Source organism: Escherichia sp. E2586 (assembly GCF_005781105.1).
Classification (GTDB): domain Bacteria; phylum Pseudomonadota; class Gammaproteobacteria; order Enterobacterales; family Enterobacteriaceae; genus Escherichia.
The window spans coordinates 22,466-36,054 of sequence record NZ_VATN01000003.1; the positions used below are offsets into that span (position 1 = coordinate 22,466).

Annotated in this window: 10 protein-coding genes; all 10 read right to left on the bottom strand. The window is 50.1% G+C overall.

Annotated elements, in window-relative coordinates; genetic code table 11:
* Positions 1-53: 53 nt before the first annotated feature.
* The 10 genes from FEK50_RS03085 to gadC all read right to left on the bottom strand — a co-directional run bounded on the left by FEK50_RS03085 (position 54) and on the right by gadC (position 13,417).
* Positions 54-980, bottom strand: coding sequence for an ABC transporter ATP-binding protein (locus FEK50_RS03085; protein ID WP_131162617.1), 927 nt, complete (start codon positions 978-980; stop codon positions 54-56).
* On the bottom strand, positions 973-1,959 hold the full coding sequence (locus FEK50_RS03090; RefSeq protein ID WP_131162618.1) for an ABC transporter ATP-binding protein: 987 nt from the start codon (positions 1,957-1,959) through the stop codon (positions 973-975). The genes FEK50_RS03085 and FEK50_RS03090 overlap by 8 nt, the downstream gene beginning before the upstream one ends.
* Positions 1,956-2,852 carry a D,D-dipeptide ABC transporter permease gene (ddpC, locus tag FEK50_RS03095; RefSeq protein ID WP_130210485.1) on the bottom strand — a complete coding sequence of 299 codons (897 nt, stop codon included), beginning with the start codon at positions 2,850-2,852 and terminating at the stop codon, positions 1,956-1,958. Before ddpC ends, FEK50_RS03090 begins: the two co-directional genes overlap by 4 nt.
* Entirely contained in the window at positions 2,849-3,871 is a 1,023-nt protein-coding gene (locus tag FEK50_RS03100) for an ABC transporter permease (protein WP_131162619.1), read from the bottom strand. Before FEK50_RS03100 ends, ddpC begins: the two co-directional genes overlap by 4 nt.
* Before the next feature lies 1 nt (position 3,872).
* Positions 3,873-5,423: an ABC transporter substrate-binding protein gene (locus tag FEK50_RS03105; RefSeq protein ID WP_131162620.1), complete on the bottom strand. Its 1,551-nt coding sequence runs from the start codon at positions 5,421-5,423 to the stop codon at positions 3,873-3,875.
* Between the two features lie 13 nt (positions 5,424-5,436).
* On the bottom strand, positions 5,437-6,018 hold the full coding sequence (gene ddpX, locus FEK50_RS03110) for a D-alanyl-D-alanine dipeptidase (protein ID WP_130210479.1): 582 nt from the start codon (positions 6,016-6,018) through the stop codon (positions 5,437-5,439).
* 257 nt (positions 6,019-6,275) lie between these two features.
* A complete protein-coding gene (gene dosP, locus FEK50_RS03115; RefSeq protein ID WP_130210477.1) occupies positions 6,276-8,675 on the bottom strand; it encodes an oxygen-sensing cyclic-di-GMP phosphodiesterase DosP in 2,400 nt (799 codons plus the stop codon).
* Between the two features lie 24 nt (positions 8,676-8,699).
* The gene (gene dosC, locus FEK50_RS03120; protein ID WP_130217557.1) at positions 8,700-10,082 is read right to left on the bottom strand and encodes a diguanylate cyclase DosC; all 1,383 of its coding nucleotides are present in this window, start codon (positions 10,080-10,082) and stop codon (positions 8,700-8,702) included.
* Between the two features lie 349 nt (positions 10,083-10,431).
* On the bottom strand, positions 10,432-11,751 hold the full coding sequence (locus tag FEK50_RS03125) for a glycoside hydrolase family 10 protein (protein ID WP_131162621.1): 1,320 nt from the start codon (positions 11,749-11,751) through the stop codon (positions 10,432-10,434).
* 130 nt (positions 11,752-11,881) lie between these two features.
* Positions 11,882-13,417, bottom strand: coding sequence for an acid resistance gamma-aminobutyrate antiporter GadC (gadC, locus tag FEK50_RS03130; protein WP_130210471.1), 1,536 nt, complete (start codon positions 13,415-13,417; stop codon positions 11,882-11,884).
* Positions 13,418-13,589: the final 172 nt, after the last annotated feature.

Below are 13,589 nucleotides of genomic sequence, written 5' to 3' on the forward strand. Positions count from 1 at the left end.
CGTTGCCGGATGACGCGTCAGGCGCGTGATTGCCTGATGCGTTGTTAGCATCTCTACAGCGCCCGCCAGCACCTGATCTCACGTCCGTCAGCCCGCGTCGTTAATGATTGCTGGACTTCACATCCACTGGTTGCCAGAGGGCAGCGTTCGCGGAAAAAACAGCCCTGTGGCAGCGTGCGGTTTCCTGGTAGTTCTGTTTTACGCAATGCCCATTCTTCCTCCAGCGGCTTATCAATGGCGGGGAGGGAATCCAGCAATAATCGGGTGTACGGATGTGCCGGAGTAGAGAGCACCTGCTGAGCGTCGCCCAGTTCCACAATCTGCCCGAGATACATCACCGCCACCCGATCGCTCATATGACGAATCACTGAGACATTGTGTGAAATCAGCACATAGGTCAGCCCGCGATTTTCCTGTAGCGCTACCAGCAAATTGAGGATCTGCGCCTGCACGGAGATATCCAGCGCCGAGGTGGGTTCATCAAGCACCATCACATCCGGTTGCGAAGAGAGTGCTCTGGCAATGGCGATGCGTTGTCGCTGCCCGCCGGAGAACGCATGAGGCAGGCGGTCGAGATACTCCGGTCGAATCCCCACCTGTACAGCCAGTTCCTCTGCCAGCGCCCGCCGCTGTAGCTCACTACCGCGGTTTGCAATCCATACCGGTTCCGTGATGATGCGCCACACCGGTAAGCGAGGATTGAGAGAAGAGAGCGGGTCCTGAAATACCATCTGCATTTTGCGCTGTGATCCTGAACGAGTGCACTGCCCGTGGCTCGGTTGCAGCATACCCATCAGCAACTGCGCAAGGGTACTTTTGCCACAGCCGGATTCTCCGACGATCCCTAAGGTTTCACCACGGCGGATCTGCAAGTCTATGCCATTAATGGCATGAACAAACTCGGTAGTTCTGCCAAGCCAGTTTTTGCGGGCAGGGAAATCGATATGGACGTCGCGTAACGTTAATAACGTGTCAGACACTGATGACCTCCTGCTGCGGATACCAACAGGCGCAGCGGTGGTTGTTGTCACCACACGCTGTCAGCGCCGGGACGTTTTCGCACTGTGCACCTGCCGCATAGCAACGATCGCGGAAAGCACAGCCGTCAGGCAAACGGGTGAGATTTGGCACCGTCCCTGGGATGGCGGGTAAGGGCTGACGCGGTATTCCATGTTCCGGTGCGCATTGCAGCAAACCAATGGCGTACGGATGCCGGGGAAAATGGATAACGTCTGCCGTCACGCCGCTTTCAATTACGCTTCCGGCATACATCACATAGACGCTATCGCACAGTTGCGACACCACGGCCATATCATGGCTAATGAACAGCACCGCAGTTCCGCTGGCGCGGGCTTTATGTTTAAGCAGGCGCAATACCTGCAACTGTACAGTGACGTCCAGCGCCGTGGTCGGTTCGTCGGCAATAATCAATTGCGGCTCGCAGGAGAATGCCAGCGCAATCATTACCCGCTGGCGCATACCACCTGAAAGTTCAAACGGATAGCGCGACATCACTTCTGCCGCATCCGGGATTTGCATCTCTTCTAGCAAAGCAATCGCTTTAGTTCTGGCTTCCCGACGACTTAATGGTTGATGATGACGGATCACGTCCATCATCTGAAGACCTATTCGACGTGTCGGATTGAGGGCGGTCATCGGTTCCTGAAAAATCATCGCTACCCGAGAACCACGCCACTGACGAAGCTGTTTTTCCCCAGCGTTAAGAACATCTTCTCCCAGCAGTAAAATCTGGCCTTGATGCACGCGATAACTGCCTACCGGCAGTAGTCGCATAATCAACATTGCGGTGACTGATTTACCTGAGCCGGATTCTCCCACCAGACCGACAATCTCCCCGCGGTTGATTTGCAATGACACATTGTTGAGCGCGTGAACGTCGCCGTTAAAACCGGGGAAACTCAGATGCAGTTGTTGAATATCCAGAACGGGTTGGGTCATGACTGCTTTCCTCCTGCTTTCGGGTCAAGCAGATCGCGAATACCATCGCCAAAGAGATTAAACCCGACGGCAGTAATCAAAATCGCTGCCCCCGGAAATGCACAATACCACCACTGATCGAGTACATAGTTGCGACCATTCGCCACCATCGCGCCCCATTCAGCACTCGGTTGTTGAGCACCCAGACCAATAAATCCCAACGTGGCGGCCATTAAAATCGCGCTACCAATATCCAGCGATGCCTGCACAATCAGCGGCGGCAGGGAGTTACGTAAAATATGCCAGTTGATCAGATGCCAGCGTGACGCGCCAAAGGTTTTCGCCGCCTGAACGTAAGTGTACTGGCGGACAACTAATGTTTGCCCCCGCGCCAGGCGTACATAAAACGGGATACGCACAATAGCAATCGCCAGCATGGCGTTAAACAAACTCGGCCCGAGAGCGGCAGCCAGCGCCATCGTCAGTACCAGCGAAGGAATCGACAGCATAATGTCCATAATGCGCATGATGATGGCGTCTGCGCGCCCGCCCAGCACGCCTGAAAGACAGCCGAGCAGCGAACCAATAATGCCAGCAATAGCGACCACCACTAATCCGGCGAGAACAGATTGCTGGCTACCGACCAGTACGCGGCTAAACAGATCGCGTCCCACTTCATCGGTGCCAAACCAGTGCGCCGCAGAAGGCGGCAAAAGGCGGGTAGTTAAATCAATGGCGTTGGGATCATGCGTCGCCAGCCATGGTGATAAAACCATCATCAGTAACACTAATACAATGATGACTGCGCCGGTCACGGTAAGCGGACTGCCTTTCAGCATCCATAACAGTTTTGCAAGGTTAAATCTCGTTCGTTTTTGCGGACGTACTACGGGTGTTTCCTCGCTTAGCATCATTCATCACCTCCGCGTCCGATACGCGGATCAATCCACAAATAGAGCAAATCCACCACCAGGTTCACCAGCACATAAGCAAACGAAACCACGACCGCAAAGCCCATCACAGCCGGGAAGTCGAGCGCCTGTATTGATGTCACTACCCAGGCGCCCATTCCGGGCCAGGCAAAAACGGTTTCGGTGAGCACGGCGCCATACAGCAAATCACCCAGCGCCAGCCCCAAAACGGTAATCGAGGGGATCAACGCATTGGGTAGCGCATAACATAAAACGATATACCAGCCGGGCAAGCCGCTGGCCCGGGCGGTACGAATGTAGTCTTCACTCAATTGTTCCAGCATCGCCGAGCGAATTTGTCGGGCGACAATTCCCAGGTGAACGAACGCCAGGGTTAACGCCGGTAAGATGAGATGTTGCAGCGCATTGAAGAAGACTTCACCGTTTCCTTCAAGCAGCGCATCGAGCAGATAAAAGCCGGTTACATGTGTTGGCGGATCCAGCCAGTCATCAAGCCTTCCGCCACCTGGAAGAATTTGCAGATGACCATAAAACAGCACAATGACGCCCAGCCCAAGCCAGAACGCAGGTGTGGAGATTCCGGTAATTGCCATTAGTCGCACCAGATGATCCAACCAGCGATTTCGCCAGACGGCAGAGAGTATGCCCAGCGGGATGCCAATCAGGAGTGCCAGCAGCAGGGCGCAAACTGCCAGTTCCAGCGTCGCCGGGAAAAATATGCGCAACTCTTCAAGCACCGGACGCCCGGTACGAATGGATGTTCCCAGGTCACCATGAAACAGATCGCTGACGTAGTGGTAAAACTGCACGTATAGCGGCTGGTCGAGCCCCAGTTGTTGGCGAATATTTTCCACGATAGCATCGCTGGCCCGGTCGCCTGCCAGCAACCGCGCCGGATCGCCGGGGATCAGGTGCGAGATAATAAACGTAATCACGCAGACGCCCGCCACCACGAGCACCAGCCCCCAGCAGCGTTGGCGTAAAATACTCCAGAAGGTCACGTTATTTACTCATGGTATTGATATTGAAGACCTGTTCCAGCATGGGATTAAACACGAAGCCTTTCACTTCTTTGTTCATCGCCAGTTGGTAGTTTTTCTGGAACAGATACACATAAGCAGCGTCATCAATGACGATTTTCTGTGCCTGCTGGTAGTCCCGGGTACGCTGCATCTGGTCGGTGGTCGCGAGTGCATTGCGCAGTAACTTATCGACCTCGCTGTTTTCATAGAACGAGCGGTTACCCGGCAGACCTTTTTTGTCTGACTCAAACCAGTAATTCATAAACATATACGGGTCGGCAAAATCCGGACTCCAGTTGCCAATCGCAATGTCGTAATCACCTTTACCCACTCTGTCGCGCATGGTGGCGTTTGCCAGTTTTTCCAGCTTCACATTGATGCCCAGCTTGTTGAGACTGGATTGTGTCGCCAGGGCGATCGGTTCCCAGTTCGGGTCGTTATCGGAATAGAGAAACGTCAGGCTGGTGGGTTTGCTCGCTACTTTATCCCATTCGGCTTTGGCTTTCGTTTCGTCATGGTTGTATTGCATTGCCGTCGCATCGTATCCCCACATGCCTTCGGGAATCGGGCCGCGCATTTGTTTCCCGTTACCACTAAGAATGCCGTTAACCATGCCCTGATAATCGGTAGACCAGGAAATGGCCCGACGCAGATCCGCCTGGTTAAGTGGCGCTTTGCTGTTATTCAGATACAGATAGGTGACGCGCAGTGACGGATATTCCGCCACGTTGACTTTATTTTCCTGCTTCAGTGCGTTGAGTTGATCCACGGGCAGCGCATCGGCAATGTCAATGTCGCCACGGGAGAGCTGCAGGCGACGGGAGGCACTTTCACCAATAATTTTTACCGATACCCGTTTGAAGTTCGGTTTATTGCCGGGGTAATGCGGATTTGGCACCAGAACTAATTGCTGACCTTTTTGCCAGCTTTTCAGCATAAACGGTCCGGAACCGGCGGTGTTTTGCGCGAGGAAACCGCGGGCATGATCCGCAGCGTGTTCCTTTAAGACCGCCGGATTGATAATGGATGCACCGTCATTCGCCAGGGTGTACAGGAACGGTGCGAATGGTTGGCTAAGGGTAAACTTCACCGTATGTTCGTCAGGAGCGTCAATTTTTAAATCTTTGGGAAATGCTTCCGCTGGCCCCTGGCCGATTTTCAGCAACCGCTCAAAAGAGAGTTTTACAGCTTCGGCAGTGACCGGCGTGCCATCGGCAAATTTAGCGTTGTCCTTCAGGGTGAACGTCCACTCTTTTTGATTATCAGACGCTTTCCAGCTACTTGCCAGATCGCCTTCAACGTCGGTTGAGCCTTTATCACCGTCCGTTTTGTACTGTATCAGTCGCTGATAAGATGGGTAGGTTACGGTCCAGTCGTTATTATCAATCGTCACCGCCGGGTCGAGGGTTTGTGGGTCGGCGGCCTTACCAATCACCAGCATATCTTTTGGTACGGCGGCGTGAGCAACCGGCAGTGTGGCGGCAAGGACGATTGCGATCAGTGTAGGGCGAAATGATATCGATCTTTTCATGACAGTTTCCTGATTAACTAGCGTGCTGTGTAGTAGGAGATGCAAAACAGGCGAACTGGTCAGCGAGCAGCGGGTAACTTGCAGCCTGCGGTAATTCGAAGTGCCACCATTCGCTGGAGATACCAATAAAGCCACCGCCAGTCATAATCGCATTCAGCAACAGGCGATTACGCTGGGCTGCGGGCGGTACGGAAGGGTGCCAGGCATGGGAGCGCTCGTGCATTTCATCGAATCCGGCCCCCATATCCAGAATGAAACCATGCTCATCACGAAGCGTCAGGTCAATTGCCGTGCCACGGCTGTGATTGGAGCCTACGGCCACATCAACGACATATTGCGGGTCAGGGCAGGCTTGCCACAACATTGCCTGTGCTTGTTGTGGGCGATACGCGTCGTAAATCACCAGTTGTAAGCCTGACAGTTGGGCGATACTGATGCTTTTCGCCAGCGCGGTAATCGCATCCTTGTGTAACAGGCAACGCGCTTGCTGATAAATCGGCTTGCCTGTGATGTTATCGCTACAGGCGTATTTCAAATCGATCTCCAGCTCAGGGAAGATAACGGCTAAATCAACCAGCTCGGTGGTATCCGACATAAACGGTTCCTGTATAAGACAAAAATTGCTGCGCTTTCCGCTTATGCAGATCTCATGCCATGCCGGGATAAGCGCCATAATGCTGGCTTAAAGTTATATTTTTTAACTTTTGATCAACATTTGTGCAGCGTAGTGTAGTTTTGGTGCAAGAGGGGGACTTAAAGGAGGAATCTCCAGGAATCGTAGCGGAAATCACAGTATTTAAGTGACAGTGTCACGTCAAATTAAACCCCGCGAGTGCGGGCGAGAGAAAATTGTCAGATTTTCAGCGGTAACACGCTGCTCATCCAGCCTGGAATTTCTTCGGCGGGCAGGGGGCGGGAAAAGAAATATCCCTGAATAACGCGACAGTGGATCTTGCGTAGCATCTCAAATTGTTCTTTGGTTTCGACGCCTTCCGCCACGACGGTTAAATTGAGGCTTTGCCCAATGCTGGTAATGGCTTCAAGTAAGGCACGGATGCGTTTTTCGGTCAGGCAACGATCGACAAAGCTTTTGTCAATTTTGATTTCCGTTACCGGAAGACTGACTAAACGGGATAAACCAGAAAAGCCAGTGCCGAAATCATCGACAGATAAACCTACGCCCATATCGCGCAGGATCTGTATGCGCTTAAAGATTTCGGTATCGTGTTCCATCATCATGCTTTCCGTGATTTCCACCGTCAGCTGGTGGCCGTCAATACCCCAGGCTTGCATTGCATCAGACACCTGATTGGGTAGCTGATTGCTGCGAAAGTGCAGCGCAGACAAGTTAACGGATAAAGCCGGGATATGAATATTCTGGCTACGCCATTCTGCTAGCTGGCGGCAGGCTTCAGCAATAACCCAGCGACCAATGTTTTCGATTTCACCAATCTCTTCAGCAAGGGGGATAAATCGTGAAGGAGGAACATGACCATGCTGTGGGTCATACCAGCGAGCGAGGGCTTCGATACCATACAGCTCACCGGTTTCCGCAAAGATCTGCGGCTGATAAACCAGTTTTAGTTTGTTGTTGCTGATAGCTTCTTTCAGCGCCGCACCGAGAATCAGACGCTCTTTCACCATTTCGTTCATTATCGGGCTAAAGAATTGCCAGCCGTTACCGCCGTTTTTGCGAATAAAATCCATCGCATTGTGGGCAGTCGAAAGCAGGTAGTCCCGGTTTTTACCAATGTCGTAACTGATACCAATGCTTAAAGTTAGCGGGAATGGTTTATCGTCAATCATGACCGGTTTATTGACGACGTTACGAAGTTCATCAGCTATTTGGGTAATGATACTGACGTCGTTTTCCGGGCTGATGAGGACAAACTGTGTACCTTCAATACGACAGAGATACTGGTCAGGTTTGACCTTTTCGCGAAAGCGATTGACCACTTCCAGCAATGCCTGATCGGCCCACGCATAGCCCAGACTGTCGATGACATCCTGAATATGGTCAATGCCAATAAGATACACCACCGGAGAGACGGCATTTTCTACCAGGCCATCGAGATAATTGTGCAGGTTATTGCGGTTTGGCAAACCGGTCATCGGATCAAACTGAATGAGCTGCTCGATATGCTGGCGACTTTTTTCCTGTTCCAGCGCCAGGGCGGCCATATGCTGGCTGATATCCGCCACTCGTTCGATAAACGCGCTGGTTACCGCCCCGGACGCTGTTTTGATTTTCAGAATCCCGGCAGGCGCGCCATCGCGCTGGCGAATGGTGACTGACCAACTTTGCGCATTCTTTACTTCCGTCCCATGAGAGGATGACGCCCAATGCACCGGCATACCATTACGCAATGCATACAACGAGACATGGGATTCATGAAGAATGGATTCAATATTCCGGCAGATGATTTCGCCCATTTCATGAAATGGCGGGCTGCTACACATCGCGGCGAGAATATTGCCTTCAAGCTCACGAATTTGTCGTTCTTCGGTGATATCGGAGAAGGTCATCACCAGGTTTTGCAGATTAGCCAGCACATCATAAACTGGGCTAATAGAAGCTTTGATCCAGATTTTTTCCCCCGTGCGCGTTAACAACAGAAATTCATCCTGATCACGCGCTGTTTTCCATAGCAGTTGCTGTAAGCGAATACGATTATCTGCCGGGTATTCAGGGATGTTAAGCAAAGTATCGGGCTGCATACCGCTGGCTTCGCTGATGCAGTAACCAAACATTTCAGTAAACGCGCGATTGCACTGCACGATATGGCGTTCCGGGTCCAGCACAATGACCGGGCGGTCGAGATGGTCAACGGCAATAATTAACTGCCGGGTCTGTTCTTTCTGTGCCATTTCTACGCTGGCATCACGTACCAGCGCCAGGTAATAAATTTTCCCTTCAGCAGTGACTTTGGATAGCGCGAAACGGGTCCAGATTTTACTGCCGTCTTTTTTCTCCAGCTGCAATTCCCGGCTCATACCTTCGACCCGCGCTTTACCGCCTTCACGGTTATGGCGAATATATTCTGGATGCGCAGGGCGCAAATTATGGGGAATCAGCATATCAATGTTATTGCCTATCACCTCTTCGCGTTTATACCCCCAGAGCTTCTCCGCCGCAGGATTAAAAAACATTACTTCGTCATTTTCGTTAATTAACACCGCGCCCATCATATTTTGCTCAAGGGCGGGAAAAAAAATGCCGTCGGCGGCATTTTCTGCATCGGTTAGCTTCATGATTACCTCTGCATCCGGGAGCATCTAAAGACTGGCTTTCCAGAGTTCAACACGGTTTCTACCTCGTCTTTTCGCGATATACAGAGCTTCATCGGCTATTTGAATTAAACGTTCATAATCAGGATGCCCATTAAACATGGCAGCGCCAATGGACAAAGAAAGGGTGATGTCTTCGCCGTTTGCGGCTTTCAGTTTGGTTTTTTCCACCCGGCTGCGGATCCGCTCTGCGGTACGCAAAGTGTCATTTTCTGAAGCTTCAGTCAGCACTATGATAAATTCATCGCCACCGTAGCGAAAAACATAGTCACTGCTACGTACGTTGTCGTAAAACGCCTGTGAGACTTTACGTAAAATCTCATCGCCTGTGTTATGTCCCCATGTATCGTTGATCTCTTTGAATTTATCTACATCGATGATCAGAACAGACAATGGTGTACCGGCCCGATTGGCATGGGCAATTTCACGTTTGAAGATAGTCGGCAAGAAACGGCGGTTAAGTAATTTCGTCAGTACATCCATACCTACTTCATGACGCGAGACTTCTTCAAAGAGTTCACGCAGTAAGGTGATAATTTGCGATACAGTATTTCGTATCTGTAATAAAAACTTCACGCGCAGACTTTTGTTACTCAAATTTTTGGCATTGAGCATTGCCTGATGAAAAATCCCGTCGAAATCCTGAATAAGACGAGAGATATGACCAACTTCAGCAATGCCACTAAAATAATGGCGACCTTTATGGTTAAACCACAGGCCAAAATCAGCCTGGCTTAACGGTAAGCTGCTGCCTAAATCAGAATCCAACAGGACTTTATAAATAATATCTATTTCCCATGAAAGTAATGAGGCTATTTGTCGTTCTTTTTCTTCTTCGGCGTTTTCCAGTAATGAGAAGATACGATAGTTCTCGTCTTCTTTAGCCGCGCTACTGTCGCTAAAGGTAAATGCTCTGGTCATCACTTCCATGGCTATGTCGATACTGTTAATCGAAAAGTGATAAACCTGAAGTTTTTCAGAAGGTGAATAATCAGAGGAAAATATTACCGGGTAGAGGATTTTTTTCAGCACGCGAAAACCCATCTCGACAATTTCTACCGGAATGCCAATACGAGCATGGACTTCGGCTACGGTATGTTGGATTTGTATAAGTCTTTCAACATCGTCCGTTTGCGCAGAGAGCACATTGATAATCCACGTTTCCATCGCACTTTTAAGTTGCCTTTCGACCTGTTCGTTACTCAAAAACTCTTCGGCATGCGGGTCAGTGCGTACAATTCGATAAAACTCAACACTTAAGTAATGAGCATGCGTTACGGCAATTTCTGCCGCTTTGTTACGAATGAGGGGGTCGACCTGGGCAACTAATCCGGTCCACTCATCTTTCATTCTTTTAAAATACATCTCCATAATTCATACCCTTATACGGCTGGAAAGGCAGACGGAATTGAAAAACGAAACGCAACTCGTTTGGACAGGTTTATGGCACCATATTCTCCTGAAATATGAAGATATACTGAAACGAAATAAGTGACTTATGACAGTTTTAATCTACGCTACTGGTCTTCTGAAGAGTATAGCCTATCGTAATTATTTTTCGGTGATGGTTAATATCGTATGGTTTTTCATATTCATACGTTTTTATCAGGGGAATTATAACAATTCGACTTAAGCTGATTTGATTATTAGTTGAGTGTGTTTTGTTGATGACAAGCCGGTGTTTAAAGCACCGGCAGTGTCACAAAGTAAGAAAGGGCGTTTAGCTTCCCCAGCGGCTTTGCAGATAGCTAACTGCCTGTTGAGTTTGCGGTTTGTTCAGATAGTCTTCGCGGAACAAAATCGTGCCGCTAATTTCTGGCACGGCGTCGTTAAGATCGAGCTGCTTTTTCAGTTCTGGCACGCCGCCGTTAACCATCCAGTCTGGCTCTATCTTTGAAGGTTCGCCGACTTTATAGAAGGCGATACCAATATAAAGACGGGTTTTGGTTGGTTTGACGACATCTGCCCACCATTTTGCCAGCACGTCATAACGCGCGGCGCTACGCGAGAACGGCCAGTAAATTTGCGGGGCTATATAATCCAGTAAGCCTTGTTCGACCCAACGACGAGTGTCTGCGTAGGATTCATCATAAGCTGCGGCCCCGCGCGTATCAGAACCGAGCGGATCGTGTGAGCGATTGCGCCAGACGCCCGCAGGGCTTACACCAAATTCGACTTCCGGCTTAATGCTTTTAATGGTGTGCGACACCTTAGCAATTAACTGCTGGGTATTGTTGCGCCGCCAGTCAGCTTTTGACGCAAATGCACCACCGTATTTGCGGTATGTCTCGTTATCGTTAAGCCGTGAATCCGGCGATTCAGTATAAAAATAGTCGTCAAACTGCACGCCATCTACCGGATAACGAGAAACCACTTCAGCAACTATCGATGTGATCCAGTCCTGAACTTCAGGGATCCCTGGGTCGAGAACAAAACGGTCACCTGACGTCCTGATCCAGTCGCGATGTTGAACATAGACACTGGCCGGTTGTTGAGACAGGGTGCTATTCAGTTCCCTGATAGTTCCGGGCTTCGTATTAACCGACACGCGGTAGGGATTAAACCAGGCATGTACTTTCATCCCACGCTTATGGGCTTCGTCGAGAATAAATTGCAGCGGATCGTAACCAGGATATTCACCAATTTTGCCGGTCATTAGATCGGACCATGGCAAAATCTTCGACGGCCAAAGGGCAGTGCCGTCGGGCTTCACCTGGAAAAAGACCGTGTTAATTCCCAGTCGTTGCAAGTTTTCCAGTTTGTCGATCATCGCCTGCTGTTGCACGCGAACCCGGCTGGTGGGGTTGCTGATGTTAACCGAGGAGACGGGGGGCCAGTCGAGGCGGGACACCGTGGCCAACCAGATACCGCGCATAGGTTGCGATGATTGTTGTACGGTCGCTGGTGGTTTTGAGCCTGCTGGTGGTGTCGTCATTGAATCTGGAGGCGTGCTTTTACAACTACACAGTAAAAGAGCCAGTGCAACCAGTGCCGCTGGCCTTTTAATCGCGGATTTCACAGTTCGGGAGCAGATATCCATATATGCTTATTTCCGGTAAACAGATGTGCGCTTATTCTCGTACTTATCTGGGGCAAGTCAATACGGCAATAAGTACGCAAAAGGGAGCGATTAATTTTCGCTCCCTTGTGTTATTACCACTCTGACACGGTTAGTGTTTCTTATCGTTCATCACAATATAGTGCGGTGAACGAGCACGTGGATGCAGGAAGAAGTGACCTTTCGGCGCGTTCTGGCTGTTAATTGGCTCCAGTGTAACACCTGTATTCGCTTTGCCTTTACGGTCATGAATGGCATAGAGAATAAAGGGCAGGGCAAGTACCACCAGGAAACTAACGACCAGTAATTCGACATACATATCGGTAGAGTCACCCTGGATGTTATCCGGCGGCAGGAAGGAAACAATAAACGCCATAATTGAAGTCAGCAGACCGACAATAGCCACGACCAGTTTCACCCCTTTACCACCAGGGATATTAAATGTGCGTTTTAAGTCAGGATGTTTAAGAACCAACACAATGTAGCCAATAAACAGCATGAAATAAGCACACAGATAAATCACCACCGTCAGCGCCAGTGCGATCAGGAAGGACATGTTGTTACCACCACCGGTGTTGGTGAGGATGATCAACGCGATAGAGGTAATCACCAGCTGGGAAATTACCAGAGTTACCGGCACACCATTTTTGTTCATTTTAGCGAACGCGGCGGGCAGTAGATTTTTCTGCGCGGTGACATACATCCCACGAGAAGGGCCAACAATCCATGAGGCGATTTCCGCCAGAACACCCAGCAGCAGCAGAGCAGAGATAACGCGAACCGTCCACTCAATTTCCGGTGCCACATGAGACATCAGCACGGTGAATGTTTGCATTACACCTGCGGACAGGTTGATTTCATTACCCGGAATCACCATCGCAATGGACAAACCGCCTACTGAACTTAAGCAAATCGCTGCTACCATCAGCAGTAACATTGCCAGCGGATAGTCGCGCCCGGGGTTGCTCATTTCATTAACGTGGGTCGCGGAAGCTTCTACCCCCATATAACTCAAAATGAAGGCAACAAACACAACCAAAGTGCCAACTTTCGAGAAATCAGGGAAGAAGGTTTTGGCATCCATTTCGATAGCAACCGGTGCTCCGGAGTGCAGATAAATCGCTGCTAATGCAATCAAAATAAATGCAGGCAGTAGAATACCCGCGAAGAAACCCACTTTCGCAATTCGCGCAGTATATTTAGTACCGCCAAACTGAGTTAATGCCAGCGCCCAAAGAATAATCAGCGCCGCGATAGTTTTCGTTACCGGCTCTTCATTCAGTGCTGGCCATTTCAGAATGTAGGACAGCGCCCCTAACACGAAATAGAGCATTGGAATAAAGCCAATAGCGATTTGCAGATAGCCAAATGAGATTGCAGCGAATCCCCATTTCGGCCCCAGGGTATTTGATACCCAGGCGAACACACCACCTTCTTCCCAGCCGTCCACGGTAGCCATTTCCGCAGCACAAAGACCAACGGGAATAAACCATAAAATCCCGCCTAAGAGCAGGAAGAAGACCAATGAAAAGCCAGATGTTGCGAAGGTAGGGTATTCATAAACAGCCATTACCATCGACGCCGTGATGGCGAAGAACCCGAGTAATGTTAGCTGCTTAGCTTTACCTGTCTGTACGGATGTAGCCATATTATCCCCCTAAAACGGTTGTCCTGTGGAACCGCACCTGTTTTGCTCTGAAGTGCTTTCAGAACAATTTTTTCCGTTGCTAATGCCAGTGAACAGACTTCGGAAATTGTCCCGAAACGGGTTCGTTTCGGGACACCGTTACCGCTTAAACGTTATCAGGTATGTTTAAAGC